The 19933-nt window shown below is 35.4% G+C and carries 22 protein-coding genes and 1 riboswitch; of the genes, 18 read left to right on the top strand and 4 right to left on the bottom strand.

The genetic code is table 11. The features are described from left to right. Positions 1-4 precede the first annotated feature (4 nt). From CN326_RS20335 to CN326_RS20315, 5 genes are all read left to right on the top strand, one after another. Positions 5-883: an energy-coupling factor transporter transmembrane component T gene (locus CN326_RS20335; RefSeq protein ID WP_098310792.1), complete on the top strand. Its 879-nt coding sequence runs from the start codon at positions 5-7 to the stop codon at positions 881-883. After that, positions 862-2514, top strand: a complete 1653-nt coding sequence (locus CN326_RS20330) for an ABC transporter ATP-binding protein (RefSeq protein ID WP_098310791.1) — start codon at positions 862-864, stop codon at positions 2512-2514. Before CN326_RS20335 ends, CN326_RS20330 begins: the two co-directional genes overlap by 22 nt. After that, on the top strand, positions 2490-3176 hold the full coding sequence (locus CN326_RS20325) for an ECF transporter S component (RefSeq protein WP_098310790.1): 687 nt from the start codon (positions 2490-2492) through the stop codon (positions 3174-3176). The genes CN326_RS20330 and CN326_RS20325 overlap by 25 nt, the downstream gene beginning before the upstream one ends. A 484-nt stretch (positions 3177-3660) precedes the next feature. Further along, a complete protein-coding gene (locus tag CN326_RS20320) occupies positions 3661-4125 on the top strand; it encodes a VOC family protein (RefSeq protein ID WP_098310789.1) in 465 nt (154 codons plus the stop codon). Between the two features lie 220 nt (positions 4126-4345). Beyond that, positions 4346-5068, top strand: a complete 723-nt coding sequence (locus tag CN326_RS20315; RefSeq protein WP_098310815.1) for a YwiC-like family protein — start codon at positions 4346-4348, stop codon at positions 5066-5068. A gap of 66 nt (positions 5069-5134) precedes the next feature. Here CN326_RS20315 and CN326_RS20310 read toward each other — a convergent pair whose 3' ends face one another. Continuing rightward, positions 5135-5326 (bottom strand): hypothetical protein, encoded by a 192-nt coding sequence (locus CN326_RS20310; RefSeq protein ID WP_098310788.1) that lies wholly within the window; start codon positions 5324-5326, stop codon positions 5135-5137. Positions 5327-5471: 145 nt separating this feature from the next. After that, positions 5472-5570, top strand: a riboswitch (SAM riboswitch). Between the two features lie 68 nt (positions 5571-5638). Here CN326_RS20310 and CN326_RS20305 point away from each other — a divergent pair. The 3 genes from CN326_RS20305 to CN326_RS20295 all read left to right on the top strand — a co-directional run bounded on the left by CN326_RS20305 (position 5639) and on the right by CN326_RS20295 (position 7170). Then, positions 5639-5938 carry a hypothetical protein gene (locus CN326_RS20305; protein WP_176524715.1) on the top strand — a complete coding sequence of 100 codons (300 nt, stop codon included), beginning with the start codon at positions 5639-5641 and terminating at the stop codon, positions 5936-5938. Positions 5939-6229: 291 nt separating this feature from the next. Then, on the top strand, positions 6230-6805 hold the full coding sequence (locus CN326_RS20300) for an NAD(P)H-dependent oxidoreductase (protein WP_098310814.1): 576 nt from the start codon (positions 6230-6232) through the stop codon (positions 6803-6805). Further along, a complete protein-coding gene (locus CN326_RS20295; protein ID WP_098310786.1) occupies positions 6802-7170 on the top strand; it encodes a group-specific protein in 369 nt (122 codons plus the stop codon). The genes CN326_RS20300 and CN326_RS20295 overlap by 4 nt, the downstream gene beginning before the upstream one ends. A 45-nt stretch (positions 7171-7215) precedes the next feature. On the opposite strand, the gene CN326_RS20290 is transcribed toward CN326_RS20295, so the two are convergent. From CN326_RS20290 to CN326_RS20280, 3 genes are all read right to left on the bottom strand, one after another. After that, positions 7216-8472 (bottom strand): serine hydrolase domain-containing protein, encoded by a 1257-nt coding sequence (locus tag CN326_RS20290; RefSeq protein WP_098310785.1) that lies wholly within the window; start codon positions 8470-8472, stop codon positions 7216-7218. Between the two features lie 93 nt (positions 8473-8565). Beyond that, positions 8566-9765: an MFS transporter gene (locus CN326_RS20285; protein ID WP_098310784.1), complete on the bottom strand. Its 1200-nt coding sequence runs from the start codon at positions 9763-9765 to the stop codon at positions 8566-8568. A gap of 17 nt (positions 9766-9782) precedes the next feature. After that, positions 9783-10199 (bottom strand): MarR family winged helix-turn-helix transcriptional regulator, encoded by a 417-nt coding sequence (locus CN326_RS20280; RefSeq protein ID WP_098310783.1) that lies wholly within the window; start codon positions 10197-10199, stop codon positions 9783-9785. A gap of 199 nt (positions 10200-10398) precedes the next feature. Between CN326_RS20280 and phaZ the strand changes: the two genes are divergently transcribed. The 10 genes from phaZ (at position 10399) to CN326_RS20230 (ending at position 19682) form a co-directional block, all read left to right on the top strand. Next, a complete protein-coding gene (gene phaZ, locus CN326_RS20275; RefSeq protein WP_098310782.1) occupies positions 10399-11295 on the top strand; it encodes an intracellular short-chain-length polyhydroxyalkanoate depolymerase in 897 nt (298 codons plus the stop codon). Between the two features lie 78 nt (positions 11296-11373). After that, complete coding sequence (locus CN326_RS20270) at positions 11374-11676, top strand: hypothetical protein (protein WP_098310781.1); 303 nt, start codon at positions 11374-11376, stop codon at positions 11674-11676. A 111-nt stretch (positions 11677-11787) separates the two neighbouring features. Beyond that, positions 11788-12963, top strand: a complete 1176-nt coding sequence (locus CN326_RS20265) for an MFS transporter (RefSeq protein ID WP_098310780.1) — start codon at positions 11788-11790, stop codon at positions 12961-12963. A 4-nt stretch (positions 12964-12967) separates the two neighbouring features. After that, a complete protein-coding gene (locus tag CN326_RS20260) occupies positions 12968-13168 on the top strand; it encodes an NETI motif-containing protein (protein ID WP_098310779.1) in 201 nt (66 codons plus the stop codon). 137 nt (positions 13169-13305) lie between these two features. Then, a complete protein-coding gene (locus CN326_RS20255) occupies positions 13306-13497 on the top strand; it encodes a DUF378 domain-containing protein (protein ID WP_098310778.1) in 192 nt (63 codons plus the stop codon). 427 nt (positions 13498-13924) lie between these two features. Further along, on the top strand, positions 13925-15007 hold the full coding sequence (gene serC, locus CN326_RS20250; protein WP_098310777.1) for a 3-phosphoserine/phosphohydroxythreonine transaminase: 1083 nt from the start codon (positions 13925-13927) through the stop codon (positions 15005-15007). A gap of 12 nt (positions 15008-15019) precedes the next feature. After that, positions 15020-16192 (top strand): phosphoglycerate dehydrogenase, encoded by a 1173-nt coding sequence (locus CN326_RS20245; protein ID WP_098310776.1) that lies wholly within the window; start codon positions 15020-15022, stop codon positions 16190-16192. A gap of 93 nt (positions 16193-16285) precedes the next feature. Next, positions 16286-17533 carry a DUF1015 domain-containing protein gene (locus CN326_RS20240; RefSeq protein ID WP_098310775.1) on the top strand — a complete coding sequence of 416 codons (1248 nt, stop codon included), beginning with the start codon at positions 16286-16288 and terminating at the stop codon, positions 17531-17533. Between the two features lie 96 nt (positions 17534-17629). Continuing rightward, a complete protein-coding gene (locus CN326_RS20235) occupies positions 17630-18301 on the top strand; it encodes a response regulator transcription factor (RefSeq protein ID WP_098310774.1) in 672 nt (223 codons plus the stop codon). Between the two features lies 1 nt (position 18302). Further along, positions 18303-19682, top strand: a complete 1380-nt coding sequence (locus tag CN326_RS20230) for a sensor histidine kinase (RefSeq protein ID WP_098310773.1) — start codon at positions 18303-18305, stop codon at positions 19680-19682. The last annotated feature ends 251 nt before the right edge of the window (positions 19683-19933 follow it).

Here is a 19933-nt window from a genome sequence, read left to right as displayed (position 1 = left end):
GTCAATGAAACTAGCGTTTTCTTCTATGCATCCGCTCGTTAATTTTCTGTATTATGTAGGGGTGATTATACTATGTATGGTATGTCTTCACCCTGTTTTTTTAATTGGTGCAATTTGTATGATTCTTATATTAAATATTATACAAGGTAATGGAGAAAAATTGAGAAAAATGTTGCCTAGTATACTTTTATTCGCTTTTATTATTACGATAGCTAATCCGTTATTAACACATCGAGGCAGTACGATTTTATTTTATATTGGTTATAATCCAATTACATTAGAAGCTGTAACATATGGATGCACAATGGCGTTATCGTTGGTTGGTATTATGTTTACGTTTACTTCTTATAATGAAATGATATCGAGTCATAAGTTTTTATATTTATTTTCCCGTATTTCTCCGAAAGTAGCATTGCTTACAATGATTACAGTTCGCTTCGTACCTTTATTTATGAGACGTCTCACCAATATTACACTTGTGCAAAAGACAAAAGGAGTTCAAGTGGATGCGGGTTCTCTGAAAGAAAGGGCACAGAACGGCATGAAGCTTTTGCAAGTATTATTAGTTTGTTCATTAGAAGAAGCCCTTCAAACCGCCGATTCTATGCAGGCACGAGGATTTGGAGTGACAAAACGAAGTACATATATTCGATACCGTATGGAACATAGAGATTGGCTTGTCCTTACTTTGTTAGTAATTTTATTTGTATATTGCCTTTTCGGAGTAAGTATAGGATATGGTGTTTTAACGATTTATCCAAAAGTAGAATCACTCCTTTTGCAACAAAATGATCTGTTTTTGTTTATTCCATTTCTTATGTATATAAGTCTACCAATTTTAGTAGAAGGAAGGGAGTGGTTATGGTGGCGCATGCAGAAATAAAACAGCTTTCATTTACATATTCAGACGAGGAGTCTGCCGCTTTATGTAATGTATCTTTATCGGTTTCCCATGGAGAATTTATCGTGTTAGCAGGACGTTCTGGTTGCGGCAAGACGACGTTATTAAAACATTTCAAAAAAGAACTTCTCCCAATTGGAATGAGAGAAGGCAGCATGTATTATGATGGGGAATCTTTACATACAATACCAGACTTATTATCGGCTCAAGAAATCGGCATGGTATTTCAAAACCCAGAGAATCAGCTTGTGATGGATACTGTTATTCAAGAACTTGCATTTTCGCTTGAGAATGTTGGCTATGAAACAACGGTCATTCAAAAAAGAATTGCTGAATTAATCAGTTTTTTAGGGTTTCAAGATATGTTGCATCAATCTGTACATACGTTATCTGGAGGACAAAAGCAGCTTGTAAATTTAGCTGCTGTACTTGTTTTACAGCCTAAATTGTTGCTATTAGATGAACCGACAGCACAGCTAGATCCAATTGCAGCAAAAGATTTTTTAGGACTATTGAAACGAATTCATGAAGAATTAGGAATTACAATCATTATGAGTGAACATCGTTTAGACGAAGTGGTTCCTCTGGCAGACCGAATCGTTTTTATGGATGAAGGTACAATTGTTTATGATGGAAATCCAAGTGAAGTAATTCTAGAAATGTGGAAAGTAGAAGAGTTTCGCCCATATATCCCGCAAATTCCACGTTTGTTTTTAGAATGGAAGGCTGAACAAGTTCCATTTACAGTGCGTGATGCACAGAAACAAATTCGACCTATTTTAAATGAAATTCAATATGATATATCATCGCAGCATACAGAAAAGGTACATGTATTATTACAAGCAAAACACGTTTCATTTCAATATGAAAAGCATGGATCGTTTATTTTACAGGATTTGATGTTGGCGGTTAAACAGGGGCAATGGACAGCACTTGTTGGAAAAAATGGTACCGGAAAATCAACTTTATTAATGCTTTTAGCAGGGCTGCAAAAATGTCGTAGAGGAAAAGTGACCTGGGAAGGTAAGTTAATCCATAAAACAGAAGTAACAGAGCGCTTTAAAAAAATCGGTTATGTATCGCAGCACCCTCACTATCATTTTACACATGATACTGTTTGGGACGAGCTTTTTAGCCGTGCGCAAGAATTATATAAAAGAGAAGCGAATGAAAAAGTAGAAGAAATGCTTCGGAAGTTTTCAATCTTGCATATTCGTAAGCGGCATCCGCATGATTGTAGCGGCGGAGAACAGCAATTAATTGCGCTTTGTACAGTGTTGCTATCAAAACCGAATCTATTATTATTAGATGAACCAACAAAGGGACTAGATCCAGGAAAGAAAGAAGAGCTTGGCGAGTTGTTTCAGCAATTACAAAGAGAAGGAACGACGATTGTTATGGCGACGCATGATATTGAGTTTGCAGCAAAATATGTGGATAACTGTATCATGTTATTTGATGGGAAAATTATTATGGAAGACACACCGGCACGCTTTTTTAGTGAAAACTTTTTTTATACAACGTCTGTTAATCGTTTTATTCGTAAACAACTGCCGTATGCTTTAACATGGGAGGATGTGTTTGAGGCGTGTCCAAAAGATATGTTGGTATAGTTGTAGTCGTTTTTTTAGTGTTGATTATTACACTTTTATTTACGTCTTTTGTGACGGATCAATATTATATATGGTGCAGTCTTTTCTTTTTAATTGTGATTATGTTGCCATTTTATGTGCGTTTCGAGAAAAAAGCTTTTGTTTCGCGTGAAATTGTACTTGTAGCTGTCCTAGCGGCAATTGCTGCGATTAGCCGCGTTCCATTTTCTATTATTCCGAGTGTACAACCAACTTCGTTTGTTATTATTGTATCTGCAATTGTATTTGGTAGTGAGACGGGTTTTCTTATCGGTGCAACAGCTGCGTTAGTTTCTAATATATTCCTAGGACAAGGACCTTGGACCCCGTGGCAAATGTTTTGCTGGGGTATGATGGGTTTTTCAGCTGGACTGCTGCGTCATACGTGGATGATGAAAACATTATGGGGAAGAGTTCTCTTTGGATTTATAGCAGGATTTGCTTTTAACTGGATTATGAATTTATGGTTTCTTATTGGTTTTTTGAAAGAACTAACATGGGATACTTTTATAAAGGCATACATTACAAGCTTTTATTTTGATCTTGCACATGCACTTTCCAATGTATTTTTTCTTTTGGTGTTTAGCACATCTTGGATTAAAATATTGACACGCTTTAAGAAGAAGTACGGTATATTAGAATGATGAAATGTAACCCGCATTTTCTCAAGTAAATAGGGAATAAGTTTTTCTTATAAGACATAAATATATACAGTAGGATCGCGACTTACATATTCGTTCGCCTTTTGAGACACTTCTTACATGATGTAAGGGGTGTCTTTTTTATGTATAAGTAAGTGCATTTTTAATTAACTATTTATGAATTAGAATCCAATTCATACTTTGTTTCTCATACTATGGTACTACACTCATAGATAGAAAGATGATACAACAGATGGATGTTGCAATAATGATATATCTATATACTGGTAGTGATAAAGAGAGTGATATTTCAGATTTCCCCCTTCTGTATATAAATTCCCTATCGGAAAATTGAGTAAAAACAAGGTGGGAGATGCGTGATAACTGTTGGCTTGGCATAATCGCTGCAACTAATTAACGTGTGGGGAAAACCCCCATTGCCAGCAGTTGAAATTTATTGCATTAGTACGAAGAAGGGATGTAAAACATGATAAAGAGTATATATGAAACACATTTACATGTAAGGGATTTAGAGAGAGCAGTTGATTTTTACCAAAATAAACTTGGATTAAAGCTAGCGAGAAAATCACCTGAAAGGAAAGTGGCCTTTTTTTGGATAGGAGAAGATAGACGACAAATGCTGGGATTATGGGAAGTGCCAACAGATGCTTCTATTCAGCTCAATCATTTCGCTTTCGAGGTAGAATTGAATTTCTTAAAACAGTCCAAAATATGGCTGGAAGAGAGAGGGATAGAAGTGATTGGAAGCCAAGGAAAAGGGAATCAAGAACCCATTGTCCAAAGCTGGATGCCGGCAGCGAGTGTTTACTTTCTCGATTATGATGGAAATAAGCTGGAGTTTATTTCTTTATTATCAGATGAACCAAATGACCTTGGATATGTACCATACTTAAGTGAGTGGGAAAAAGAAGTTGCTAATCGAAACGTTTAAAAACAAAATTCTAATGGTGTAGAATTTAAAAATATGGAGCTACGGTGTTATAAAATTACTTTTCAATGAATCAATTGGCGAGTTCAATAGGGTTGATCCTTTCTTTAGGATGTTTAACCCACAAAATGTTTGATTATAGACAAAATTCCCTCAGAAACAGCAGGATTGATTATATATAATAAACGTTGAGAATGATTTTCGAAGATGAGGTGTCTATATGATAAAGCCAGTGATTCCAAAACAGCACGGTGCATGGGCGATGCTTCTTATCCCGTTTTTGCTTAGTGCTTTAAATGGCAAAGCGACATGGCAGCACATACCACTTTTTTTAGCATGGCTATTTGTCTATCTAGCAACATATCCCTTTTTGATGTATATGAAACAAAAGCGACAAAAGCGCTATTTACACTGGACGCTCATTTATTTTAGTCTTGCTATTTTGTTTGGTATAGTTCCACTTACATACGAATGGCGTATTCTTTTTTTTGCAATATATATGCTTCCATTATTTTTTGTAAACATTTTTTTTGCGTGTCAAAAGAATGAGCGAGCATTACTGAATGATGTTAGTGCTATTATCGTTTTTTGTATTGGTGGAATGATCAGTTATTATTTCACAATGAAAACAATTGATGAAACAGCATGGCTAATCGCACTTGTTTCATTTTTATACTTTTTGGGAAGTACGTTCTATGTGAAAACGATGATTCGAGAAAAGAAAAATCCAACATATCGTTGGATTTCATGGGGATACCATTTATCACTTGTAGTCGGTATGTTCATTGTGTCTCCTTGGTTTGTCATTGCGTTTATTCCAAGTTGCATTCGCGCTATTGTGTTGTATGGTAAAAAAGTAACTGTTTTAAAAGTTGGTGTGTGGGAAATCGTCAATTCAGTTTATTTTTTCATTGCTACTACAATATTATTTCAATTAAAGGGTTGATATTAAGTTAATGAATAAAAAGTAAGCATGATTCATACGTGCTTACTTTTTATTGTTGGGAATTTTTTATTCCTGAGATAAAATATCTGCCGTACTATCGCACTGTTGCAGCGCATGTTGGACAGCTTGTAAAGATTGTTCAATACGTTGACGATTATCTGATTTCTCGACTGTTTGCAAGGCGCTTTGTAAACAGTTTTTTGCTTCATGTAAAGCTTGGCAAGAATCTTGAACATGACCACGTGCATTTTTTTGCATGATTGCACCTCCTTTGGTCTATACATTTGTAGTATGAGCAAAACGAAACAAAATATAATAGTTTTCAAAAAATAAATCCTGATAATTCTTATAAGAATTGACTTTTTTGGTTATATTCATTATAGTGAGGGTTAAAGTGAATATTTTCTTATCCAGAGAGGTGGAGGGACTGGCCCGATGAAACCCAGCAACCGCAATGCAGGTGCTAATTCCAGCAGAACAGTTTTGTTCTGAAAGATAAGAAGGAAGAGATATGTTCCGCTTCTTCTTATCGAAGAGGTTTTTTTATTGCAAAAAAACCGATAATGAAAGATGGACAACGAGAAGAAAGGAGTGGACATAGCTGTGACAATCGAGAAATATATTACATTGCGAAGTGCAATTTACGAATATATGGAAGAACAAGAAGAGCCGATTACGTTATTGGATATTCAAGAGTATATTGCTTCTGAACATAAAGGGAAATTTGCGAAAAAGATGCTTCAGCAATTTTATTTATTACGGTTACTTGATGAATTAAAACTGGATGGGAAAATTACTTTAGCAGAGCCACACAAATATATAGATGATAAGGGGATTTACTACATAGTAAAAGAGAAAAGAGGGAGTTGATCTCTCTTTTTTTATGTTATAATTTATTTGAAAATTCACTTACTTTTGAGGTATGTAGATAAAAAGACTGTACTATGCAGTCTTTTTATAAGGAAATGGTGCTGAGTGTGTAGTGTTCAAAAATTAAATGTGCCCCGAAAGATGGGCATTCTCGGCTAACAAATAAAAAGACACCATCGCCGAATAGGTGTCGTTGTTTTTGTCGAAGGGACTTGCCCTTTGACATGTATTAGAATAGCATGTGGGCCCACGAAAAGTCAAAAGGTAATTAAAGGAAAGGTATTGTTTACAATGAACATATTGATTGTATACGCGCATCCAAATCCGTCAAGTTTCAACGCTGCTATTTTGAAACATGTGGAACAAGGGTTACAAAAAACAAATCACTCTGTAACCGTTCTTGATTTGTATAAGGAACAATTTAATCCTGTTCTAACCTTTAACGAGACAAAAAAGAGAAGAGATTTAGTGCATGAGGAAGAAACAAGAAAATATAGGGAATTAGTTGCAGAGGCAGATTACTTCATTTTTATTTATCCAGTTTGGTGGTGGAGTATGCCGGCGATATTAAAGGGATTTATTGACCGAGTATTTGTTTCAGGTTTTGCTTATAAATATGAAGGGATAATGCCTAAAGGATTGCTCACAGGAAAACAAGCATGGGTGATTTATTCATTAGATTCTCCTTTATGGTATGTAGCTCTTTTATATCGATCAGCTGAATGGATTGTAATGAAGAAAGGAATATTATACTTTTGTGGGATACGTAACATAAAGCGTTCTGTATTTCAATCTGTGAAAAATAGTAAACAAGAAAAAAGAGAGAAATGGCTGCAAAAGATATATGAGAAGGCGGCAAAATTATGAAAAATAAGGAACAGATTTATAAAATTATGAATGTATTTAAAAGAGAAGATGATTTGTTTTATTCTTATCTTTCTTGTTTATCTAGGATAAAAGAGAATAGCAAGCAATTTTCTAAAGTTAAACAAGAAGTGCGAGAAGAATATCTTATAAGGGGTATTTGTGAGAGAGAAGTAGACATTTTAGTAGAACAAAATAAACAGGTTGCAGATTTATATATACCTAAGTTGCTCCGATGGGAATTTTTACAGGAAAATGTCCATTATATAGAAGAGTTGTGTTCGATGGTATTTCAGTTAGAACCTTTATGTTTTTCAGAAGAACAATGGAAAAATATAATTACGATCATAGAGAAAGAGCTGCCGTAAGACAGCTCTTTTCGTAACAAAAACTTTGAGGATTTAAGTCTAATTTTAGTGTTCTTGCTGTAAATACTTAGCGATTTGTAAATACATATCTCCATATGCAGATTGTATTTCTCCGTTATGATTCGCATTTGATGAGAAATGAACGATAACCATATGCGCAGGTGGATAAATAAATAGGCGTTGTCCATAACTTCCATGTACTTCGAATCCACCATGTTCATTATGGGGAATCCACCATTGATTATGATAAGAAAATGCTTCACCATCACCAACCGGAAGTTCATATTTTTTAATATTCTTAATTTCATCAATGATAGTAGAAGAAATAATTTGTTTTCCATCATATATTCCATTGTCTGAAACCATTTTTCCGAACCTTGCCATATCTCGAGCAGTCGCATTTAATCCTGCGCTGGCTTGTTCCACCCCTGTTTCATCAACAACATAATAAGCATCCTCTTCTGCTCCAATTTGTGACCAAAAACGTTCACTTACCATGTCTGCTAGGGATTTTCCTGTCACAGTACGAATCACCCATCCAAGTGTTTCGGAGGAACCGTTATCATATGAAAAATTCTCTCCAGGAGCAGCAGTTTCGTGTGCTTCTAGTAACATGTCATAAATTTTTAACGGTCCATCATAGTTTTTGCCGCGAGGAAGAAGGTTGCTCGCTAAATATAATTGTGCATCTTGATTATCTAATCCAGCTTGTTTAAAGCCGTGAGTTGGGTATTCTACTGAAACCTGCATATCTAGTAGTTGCTGAATTGTTGCCTTTCCAAATGGTGTTCCTTGTAATTCTTTTACGTAAGTTTCTGCAGTTATATCGGGTTGTAACTTTCCTTCTTCAATGAGTTCGCTAATGAGAAATCCTGTAAATACTTTTGATAACGAAGCCATACCGTGTGGTTCATTTTCTTTATATCCATCAAAATACCGTTCATATACAACGTTACCATCGTGCAGGACAATAAAAGCATCTGTTTTGTATTTTTCTAATAATTGAAGAACTGTCGTATTATTATTATTTTCATCTGTAATATGTAAATTATCCAAATTTTGCGAGTTAGTTGGGAGAGAAGATACATAATTTGGATTTTTAGCGACAACTTTTGTGGAAGCAAATTCGCGCATATGTGTATACGACCAACGAAGATACGGATCCTTTAACCAGTTTTTTTTTGTTACTATTTGTTTTGAGGAAAAACTTTTATTTTGTTTGAATAACGTAAAGCCTATACAGGTTAATGTAAATAAAAAAATCAAAACGATTAAAATTAGAGGGGATTTTTTGAATCTCATAACAAGCCTCCTTATGCTTTCATTATAATGTATAAGTTTCTTAATAAGCAAAAAAAAGAGAGTAAACATAGAAGTTTACTCTCTCTTATAACATTAAGCAGATAATTTCCCTTGTGTTGTTTGCTTTTTGAACTTTTGTTTTCGCCCGTGAAGAACATAATAAATAAGTAATGTAAATGCAACGATAATAGAAGAGATAAAATACATATTATGATAACTTGAATGTGCTGCGATAATACCTAGTACGAAAGATCCGATACCCATACCTGTATCAAAAAATGAGAAATAAGTAGCTGTTGCAGATCCGCGTCGATGGTGCGGAGCGACACTAACTGCAATTGTTTGGAAGCTCGGAATTAAGGTTCCGTATCCTATACCGATAAGTACACCGGCAGCAAGTAACCAAAATGGCGTTTGCGCTTGACTTAAAGTGAACATTCCAATCATAAATATCATAATAGAGGGATAAATGAGAACATTTTCTCCGAATCGATCAAATATTTTACCTGAAAAAGGACGAGAAATAACAACTACAATTGCATATACGACAAAGAAATAACTTGCAATATCAGCCATGCCAAGTTCCTTTGCATAAATCGGGATAAATGAAAGGATACCGCTATAGGAAAAGGAAAGTACGCAGCCTGTGATAGCAATTGGAATTGTTGAAGGCTCGATTAAATCTTTCCATTGCATATGTTTCTTTTCTTTCTTTACAGTTGTTTTTTCGTCAGGAATATTTACTAGTAGTCCGCATAGAAAAGCAAGCATAGAAAATATAGAACAAACAATGAATAAAACTGTAAACGAAAATTTAGAAATGATAGTTAATCCTAAAAAAGGACCAATAACCATTGGTAAACTCATAAATACTCCATAATAACCAAGTGCTTCACCGCGTCGATGGGCCGGGGCTACATCTGTTACGATTGTACCAGTAGCTGTCGTTGCCATCCCAAATCCGATACCATGTAAGAAGCGCAAAGCTAGTAATAAAAATAAACTTTGAGCACCGAAATACATTACTGTTGCAGCTAAAAAGAGTGAAAGAGAGATAAATAAAATTTTCTTTCTTCCTAAATCATCGAGCCATTTACCTGTAAATGGTCGGCATAGTACAGAAGAAATTAGAAACACTGTTGCAACAAGACCCATTTCTCCAGGTTTTCCTTTTAGTCCGTCGATGACATATATGGGTAAGGTTGTCATGAGCATATAAAATGTTAAAAAGAGAAATAGACTACTCAAACATGTTCCGATGAAGTCTTTCGCCCAAAGTCTTTGACTTTTCATAGTCATCCCTCCAATTTCTAATCTAGATTACGAATTACTTTTTGTAGTACGTGAAAAGCACGACGAAGTTCTTCATCGTTAATATCTTGCAGTGCTTTTTCCTCAAATGAGTCTACCTCTTCCTGCCACATTGGAATCATTGCTAGTGCTGTTTCTGATAAAGAAATGAGCTTCTCGCGTCGATCCGTTCCTTCTTTTCTAGTGATCCAGCCCATCGATTCCATGCGTGTTAAAGTGCGAGTCATTGTTGGTGATTCAACGTTTAAATATTGGCATAGTTCAGTTTGTGTGCAAGGTCCAGTCTGATGCAATCTGAAGATTACAGCCCACTGTGCACTGTATAAACCAGTTGGAGAAACACGTTCATTAAACTTTTTGGAAAATTTCCGAGAAGTTTGACTGACGACGTGAAAAAAATGTTGTTTTTCGTCCATATATTTCTTCCTTCCTAATTAGTTGCCTAGCTAACTATATCCCTTTTTTTCTGAATTGTCTAGTAGTCTGTGCGCCACGCTTATGTTAAAAGTACGTTAATTTTTAGATTGAGAACGTATATTCCGTATGGTATTATAAAGTTGAGAATTTTCTGTCTTTTAAATTATGTGTTATTGATAATTTTGAGGGGGAAAGAGGATGATTAAACCTACAATTATGAAGTCAGTAGTATTATCAAATGGCGAAACAATTGCCTATCAAGAAGTGGGAAGTGGAACAGAAGTATTAGTGCTTATTCACGGGAATATGACATCTTCACAGCATTGGGATTTAGTTATAGAACAGTTACAAGATTCTTATCATATTTTTGCTCTTGATTTACGTGGTTTTGGCTTTTCAACTTACCATCAGCCTATAGATTCATTAAACGATTTTGCGCAAGATGTAAAGCTGTTTGTGGATGAATTGCAATTGAAAGATTTTTCATTGGTAGGATGGTCAATGGGTGGAGGAGTTGCAATGCAGTTTGCTGCTTCTTATCCGATGGATGCGAAAAAACTCATACTAGTTGAATCTGTAGGGATGAAAGGATATCCGATTTTTAAGAAGGATATAAACGGTCAGCCAATTGTTTCAAACTTATTGAAAACAAAAGAAGAAATTTCGCAAGATCCTGTTCAAATTGTACCTGTTGTGGAAGCTTTAAAACAAATGAATAAGCAATATTATCGCACTATATGGAATTTGCTTATCTACACTAAGCATCAACCTGATCCAGAGCGGTATGAAAAATATCTTGATGATATGTTAACGCAGCGTAATTTTGTTGATGTAAATTATGCGCTTGTAACATTCAATATATCAGATGAACATAATGGAGTTGTAGCTGGGAATGGGAATATTAATCGCATTCAAGTACCAACATTAGTTCTCCAAGGTGATCGTGATTATGTTGTTCCAAAAGCGGTTGGTGAAGAGCTAGCAAAGCATCTGCCAAATGCAAAATTAGTCGTGCTAAAAGATTGTGGACATTCTCCTTTTATTGATTGTCTAGGGGTATTTATAAATGAAACGATTACGTTTTTGGAAAGGTAGTAAATGGTTCCTATCCACTTCCTTTTATGAATAAATAACATATAATGTAGAGTTACGGTTTCTAAAAGGAGAAGTATTATGGATGTTTTTTATATTGAACCAGTTGTATTTATATCGCCAAATGTTCCAAGAGCATCTGTTTACCCATCTATTCGTTATGGAGCTGTGCATATGCAGCCTTTGTTAAATGGAACTAATATGCATATTCAGAAATTATATTTTCAAACATTCCCTCCAGTATATGGAACGAAGTATTATGTAATCTATTCGAATCCAGTACAAGGTGTAGTTGTGCAGCAACCCGCTGTGTATACCCAAAATTTGAAATCATTTTCAAATCATATGCAGAAATATGTGAAAGCTCAAATATGGAACGGCTGAGAGCTAGAAGTTTGGACTTCTAGCTTAATTTTTGTGAAAATTGAGAGTATGCGATTTATGGATAAAACAGCTATAATAAAGGATGTGAGTTCAAAGAGGGAGCGTAATAAAATGGGGAGAAGGTATACATTTTGGGTTATGATTGGAATTGTTGCAATATCTGGACTTTCACAAGGTATGTTGTTGCCGGCAATTGCAATGATTTTTGAGAAGGAAGGGATTAGCTCAAGTTTTAATGGTATTCATGCTACGGCATTATATATTGGCATTCTTGTTATTTCACCTTGGCTTGAGAAACCGATGCAAAAGTTTGGGATGAAGCCTCTTATTGTAATTGGGGGCTTTATTGTTGTTGGAGCACTATTTTTATTTACACAAACATTTTCTTTTTGGGTGTGGTTTGTTCTTCGTTTTTTAGTTGGAGTAGGAGATCATATGCTTCATGTTGGGACGCAAACATGGATTACAACGACTGCAAGTCCGCATAAAGTAGGAAAACAGGTTTCCATTTACGGAGCATTTTTCGGTATCGGTTTTGCAATCGGACCATACCTAGCAAGTACAGTACAATATGGTATTACAACTCCGTTTATTGTATCGACAGTTCTTTGTTTAATAGGCTGGTTATTATTGATTCCGACGCAAAATACATTCCCGGATCAAGGTGAAGTGAATCAAGAAAGTGAATCTTCTTTGCAGCGCTATAAACAAGTGTTGATGATTGGCTGGATTGCACTGCTTGCACCATTAGCTTATGGTGCATTGGAAGCGATGCTTAATAGTAATTTGCCTGTATATGCAATGCGGAAAGGTTGGTCAGTTGAACAAATTTCATTTTTATTACCAGCGTTTGCTATTGGTGGAATTGTTACGCAAATTCCACTTGGTATGCTTAGCGATCGATTTGGAAGGGAGCGTATTCTAACATGGTCGTTTAGCATTAGTACATTGATTTTTCTATTAGCAGCTGTATTTGATGAGTATTATGGGTTTGTATTTGCGTTTATGTTAATTGGGGGTATGGTCATTGGATCATGTTTTTCACTGGGGCTCGGTTATATGACAGATTTATTACCAAGGCACTTACTACCAGCAGGAAACATTTTGTGCGGAATTGCTTTTAGTGTCGGAAGCATTACGGGTCCTGTATTAGGTGGACTGTTTATAGAGAAAATACAGTATACAAGCTTTTTTCTTGCTGTTATGATCGTCATGGCAGTTATATCGATTATTTATATGACATATATGAGAAGTCAATCAATGGTAAGGAAAGTAGAAAGTAGGTAAAACAATGACAAAACAATTAAAAAAGAAAAAATTTGAAGTATTACCAGATGAAACAATTGCACAGTGTTTAGAGAGAATGGAAAAAGAAGGATATACACCTTCCCGTCGAATGGAAGAGCCTATTTTTCATGAGGTGAAAAGAGAGGGGAAAACTGTTGTAGAGCCGTGTGGACGAAAAATAGTATTTGAAGGAAAGGTAAAATAAAGAGGTCTTGCGAAGAACTTTCTATTTCTGTTTTAATATTTAAAAATGTTTTTAGAAAAAATGTGCAAATTTAAGAATATACCACATATAATATAGCGAAAGGCCTTTCACCATTTTTCACCGAGGGGGCAATCATAATGAAATTTTTGTCTTACCTTACAGCAATTCTGGTGATTATTGGCGGTTTGAATTGGTTATTTGTTGCGCTAGATTTTAATCTCGTAGAAAAACTTTTTGGTTCTGTATCAGCACTTGTTGACACCGTTTATTGGCTTTTTGGTCTTTCTGCTCTGTACCAAATTTACGACCGTTTTTTTGCAAGTAATTAGCAATTATACAACTATTATTTAAAGTGTTAAGCAGACGTGCTTAACACTTTTTGTATTTTCATTCGATTGCTTCAATGTTTAGAAGGATAGAAGATGGAGGGATCGTGTGGTTTGATGGATTCAACTGAGTGTTAGTGGAGAATTTTGCGTTATCTCGCATTAACGGGGAGTAAGGCTCCCATCTGAAGAAAAAGGAGATAAGTGAGAGATAACAGCTGTGAGAGTCCAATTGGATGGATTTTTTATCGGTGGAGGATGAGGAAAACTCTCTGCTGATGGAAGTTTCACTTTATGAAAAATTACTTGTGCGAACGGTTCCAATACGTCTTAGAATAAAATAAGCAAAACAGTTTGACCGAGTATTTTATATGCGTTATAATTCAGAAAGTTTAAAAATTTATAAATATAAAAGAAAGAGGAGAATGAGATGCATCGAGTATACAATTTTTCAGCTGGACCATCTATACTTCCAATACCCGTTTTAGAGCAGGTACAAAAAGAACTATTGAACTATCATGAAACAGGTATGTCTATAATGGAAATGAGCCATAGATATACAGCATTTCAGGACATTATAGACGAAACGAAAGATCTACTTTGTGAATTAATGAATATCCCTGAAAATTATGAAGTGCTTTTTATACAAGGAGGCGCATCTTTACAATTCTCCATGATTCCACTAAATTTAATGCACCGAAATAAGCAAGCGGCATATGTACATACAGGTTCTTGGTCAAAAAAGGCGATTCAAGAAGCGGAAAAAATCGGAACTGTTTCGGTTGTTGCATCTTCAGAAAATGATCAATTTAAATCCATTCCAGAGATAAATAGCACACTTTTTTCACGAGAAATAGATTATGTGCATATTACAACGAACAATACAATTGAAGGTACACGTTATGTCAATATTCCTGAAACAGGAGAAATCCCACTTGTTGCTGATATGTCTTCAAATATTTTATCCGAAGAGTATGATATAACAAAATTCGGCCTTATTTATGCCGGAGCACAGAAAAATTTAGGGCCTGCAGGATTAACAGTTGTTATTGTTCGTAAAGATTTAATTGGCTCTGCAAATTCTGCTTGTCCGACGATGTTAAACTATGAAACTTACAGTAAACATAATTCACTTTATAATACTCCACCATCCTTTAGCATTTATGTAACAAAGTTAGTTTTACAATGGCTGAAAGCGCAAGGCGGCGTGCAGGCAATAGAGAAAAGAAATCACGAAAAAGCAGCAATTTTATACAACTTTTTAGATGAGTCAAGTTTATTCACTTCACCAGTAAATGCTACGTATCGATCTTTAATGAATATTCCATTTACAACATCTTCAAATGAACGGGATGCATTGTTTATACAAGAAGCAAAAAAGCTTGGTTTTGAAACATTAAAAGGGCATCGTTCTGTTGGCGGTATGCGTGCTAGTATTTATAACGCAATGCCAATAGAGGGCGTACAAGCGCTTGTGGATTTTATGCATATATTTGAAAAGAAACACAAATAAGGGGATGAAGAAATGTTTCATATTCAAACGTTGAATCAAATTGCTGAAAAAGGGATTTCTACTTTTTCAACAGATACATATAGAGTAGGAGAAACAATTGAGCAGCCTGATGGTATTTTATTGCGAAGCTATTCATTGCATCATGAGGAGTTTTCTGAGCAGTTAAAAGCCATCGCTAGAGCGGGTGCAGGTGTAAATAACATACCAGTTGAGCGCTGTACAGAGAAAGGCATTGTTGTTTTTAATACACCAGGGGCTAATGCGAATGCGGTAAAAGAACTTATACTTGCAAGTTTAATTATGTCATCTCGTAATCTTGTAGATGGGATTGTGTGGACAAAAGACTTGCAAGGGGAAGAGGTACCGCAGCTTGTCGAGAAGGGGAAAAAGCAATATGTTGGCTCAGAGATTGCAGGAAAGCGACTTGGCATTATTGGACTAGGGGCAATTGGAGCTCTTGTTGCAAATGATGCTTTATCATTAGGGATGGATGTTGTTGGTTATGATCCATATGTTTCTGTTGAAACAGCTTGGCGGTTATCTAGACAAGTGCAGCGAGCATTTAGTTTAGAGGAAATTTTTGCAACATGTGACTATATTACTTTGCACGTTCCGTTAGTTGAACAAACGCAAGGCATAATAAATGAACATGCATTTCAAGTAATGAAAAAGGGAGTTCGTATTTTAAACTTCTCTCGTGGAGAGCTTGTTGATGAAACGGCGTTAGGGCAAGCACTTGAGGCGGATATTGTGAAGCATTATATAACAGATTTTCCTAATGAACGTGTGCTACAAATGAAAAATGTTATTGCAACGCCGCATCTCGGAGCATCTACAAATGAGTCAGAAGAAAATTGTGCGGTTATGGCATCCCGGCAGCTGCGAGATTTTTTAGAAACTGGTAATATTCGCAATTCGGTTAATTATCCAAATGTAGAACTGCCTTACATCGGAAAGAAACGAATTACAGTTGCGCATCAAAATATTCCGAACATGGTGGGCCAAATTACAGCGTGTTTGGCAGAGCATCATATTAATATTGCAGATATGATCAACCGTAGTAAAGGTTCTTTTGCATATACAATGATTGATATTGATAATGGGATAGATGAGTTTATTAAAGAAGATGTTATTGCAACGATTAGAAACATTGCAGGTGTCATAGCAGTACGGATGATTGTATAAAGTGAAACTTCCATCAGTGGGGCATCCCCACTGATGGGTAGTTGAACCAATCGGGCTCACTACCTGTTAATGCGAGATAAAGGAGAGATTTCATTGGCAACAATTAAACCATTTCGGGCAATTCACCCTGTACAAGAGCGCGCAAAAGAAGTGGCTGCTCTTCCGTATGATGTACTCAATAGTAGTGAAGCAAGAGAAATTGCAAAAGATAATCCTTATTCATTTTTGCACATTGATAAGGCTGAAATTGACTTAAGTTCATCTATTTCACCTTATGATGACGCCGTGTATGAGAAAGCAAAGGAAAATTTACAACATATGGTTGAAACAGGCGTACTTATACAAGAAGAGAAAGCATGTTTTTATATTTATGAACTTACAATGAATGGTCGTTCTCAAACTGGACTTGTTGTTTGTACATCAATTGATGAATATATAAACGACACCATTAAGAAACATGAGAAGACAAGACCTGAAAAAGAAAAAGATCGTATTCGTCATGTTGACGTATGTAATGCTCACACAGGACCAATCTTTATAACATATCGCGGGAAAAGTGAAATTGCAAATGTCATTGCGAATTGGAAAGCAGCGCATAGCCCAGTTTATGAATTTACGGCAGATGATGCAATTAGGCATAAAGCATGGGTTATTCATGAAGAAAGAGTTATTGCTACATTAATAGAGCAGTTTGAGGAAATACCTTCTTTATATATTGCTGATGGTCATCATCGCTCAGCGTCTGCTGTGAAAGTTGGAATGATGCGCCGCGAAGCATATTCTAGTTATACAGGTGAAGAAGAATTTAATTACTTTTTATCTGTACTTTTCCCGAAAGATGAATTATCGATTTGGGATTATAATCGCATTGTAAAGGATTTAAACGGGTTATCAGAAGAACAATTCTTACAAGAAATATCTCAAGCTTTTTATGTAGAAAAAGCAAATGTAGTACCATATAAACCAGCAGAGCGTCATACATTTGGGATGTATTTGAATAAAGTATGGTATAAGCTGACTGCAAAAGCAAATATGTTTGATGCAGAGGATGTTGTAAAAAGATTAGACGTATCAATTTTACAGGAACAGTTGTTACATACAATTTTACATATTGATGACCCTCGTACAAATGACAGAATTGATTTTGTAGGAGGAATACGAGGGCTGAAAGAGTTAGAAAGAATGGTTGATGAGGAAGGATGGGCCGTTGCTTTCTCCATGTATCCAACAACAATGGAAGATTTATTGAATATTGCGGATGCAGGAGAAGTTATGCCGCCGAAATCAACGTGGTTTGAACCGAAGCTTCGCAGCGGTTTATTTATTCATTCGTTAGAGTAGAAGAGGGGGCAGATTGCTTTCTCTTTTTTTCTTGCATATTTTGTATCAATCTTATAATGTAAAGTCGTACTAACTGAAGGAAAGGACTCGAGATATATGATACATATTTTATTAGCTGATGATGATTTACATATAAGAGAACTTCTACGTTATCACCTTCAAAAAGAAGGTTATACAGTGTGGGAAGCTGAAGATGGAAAAGTAGCACAGTCTATATTAGAGAAAGAAACAATTCATTTGGCGATTGTTGACATTATGATGCCGCATATGGATGGTTATACACTTTGTGAAGAAATTAGAAAATATTATGATATACCAGTTATTATGTTAACGGCAAAAGATCAGTTAATAGATAAGGAAAAGGGCTTTTCTGTTGGAACGGATGATTATATTGTAAAACCGTTTGAACCGGCGGAAGTATTATTTCGAATGAAAGCATTGTTACGTCGTTATCAAATGTTAAATGCAGATATTATTCAATTACATGGAACGACAATCGATCGGAAAAGCTATGAAGTACGTTGTCAAGAACAAACTATTTTATTACCGCTAAAAGAATTTGAGTTACTATCACAGCTTGCGAGTTATCCGGGACGAATTTTTTCTCGGGAAGAATTGATTGAACTTGTATGGGGAGTTGATTTTGCGGGAGATGAACGTACCGTGGATGTACATATTAAGCGATTGCGTGATCGTTTTTCTAAACGGACAGATGATTTTCAAATTAAGACGGTGCGTGGTCTTGGATATAAATTGGAGTTGAAATAAAATGCGATCATTGTATTCACGATTTGTTATAATTTCTATTGTTATTATGTTAGTTAGTAGTATAGTTGGTTTTTTATTATCGAATGTGTATTATCATATTTATTTGAAACCATATAACAGTGAAAAGATTTTAAAATACGCTCAAGAAGTTAAGCATTTATATGAAAAGTCGGATGAACATAGTCGAGAGGAGTATTTACAGTCTATTTCTAAACTTGGTTTTGAAATTTATGTTGTAGATGATCATAAACAAGGAAAGCGATATGGGAATGCATTTCGAAAAATTAATGTGAGTGAAGAAACAATAGATAGTGTATTAAAAGGGCACACATACAATGGTATTTCAACTTACCCTGCACGGTTATTTATAACGGGTTTTTTTGATAATGAGCTGATAAATAGTATTGGGATTCCGATTCAACATGATGGGACAAACTATGCGCTCTTTATTCGTCCTGATATTCAACAGCAATTTGGAGAAATGCGCATTTTCTTTGCTGCATTAATATGTTTAACTGTCGTGATAAGTATTATTTGTATTGCAATTGCAGCACGGTTTATTGTACGTCCTATTCAACTTTTTACGAGTGCAACTAAGAAAATTGCAAATGGAGAGTATGAAATAGCCCTGCCGGAATATCGAAAAGATGAAATTGGAACACTGGCTGTCAGCTTTCGTAAAATGGCAAAAAGCTTAAAGGATTTAGAGCGGATGCGGCAAGAGTTTGTTTCAAACGTTTCGCATGAATTTCAATCACCTCTTGCGTCAATTCAAGGGTTTTCAAAGACGTTACAAACAAATGATATGAGTGAATCAGAACGTAAGCGTTATTTGAAAATTATTGAATCTGAAAGTAGACGTATGTCTAGTTTGTGTAAACAATTATTAACGCTTGCATCCCTAGATAAAGAAGAACAAGTTTTGGATAAGAAAATGTTTGATGCCGGAAAGCAAATAAGAGATGTTATTTTTATGTTAGAGTGGCAATGGCGTGAAAAAGATGTCGCGATTGAATTGGATGTTCCAAGTATACAAGTGTATGGAGATGAAAATTTGCTCCATCAAGTGTGGACAAATTTATTGACGAATAGCATTAAATTCACAGAAAGTGGTGGGACCATTTCGTTTTACGGGGAAGAGAAAGAAACGGAATTGCATTTTACTATCTCTGACACAGGACTAGGTATGAGTGAAGAGGAGATAGAAAAGATTTTTGAGCGGTTCTACAAAGCTGATGAAGCGCGAAATAGAACAATAGAAGGAAGTGGGTTAGGTCTTTCGATTGTGAAAAAAATTGTTGATCTTCATGAAGGCACTATTACTGTACATAGTATAAAAGGAGAAGGTACCACGTTTACAATTCAACTTCCAAAAGCGTAAAAAGATTCTACAAATTATGTAATGGTTTTGATTTGAAGATACAAATAATAACTAAGTGTACAATTTAGCAGTGCATTACACACTTAGTTAACAACAAAAAAGGAGCTATGAGGTTAAAGATGTATAACTACAATTAAGTATTATAATTAAAAGCCTATATCGAAAATTACTAAGTAACTTTCGATATAGGCTCCTTTTATTTAGGTTGCTCTATACGATAGGGGTACCACCACACATCCATCAACTTAAGG

Origin of the sequence: Bacillus sp. AFS018417 (assembly GCF_002560985.1) — a bacterium.
In the GTDB taxonomy this organism is placed as follows: domain Bacteria; phylum Bacillota; class Bacilli; order Bacillales; family Bacillaceae_G; genus Bacillus_A; species Bacillus_A rhizoplanae.
Note: the sequence above shows the minus strand (reverse complement) of the source record. Positions and strands in the feature narration are given on the sequence as shown.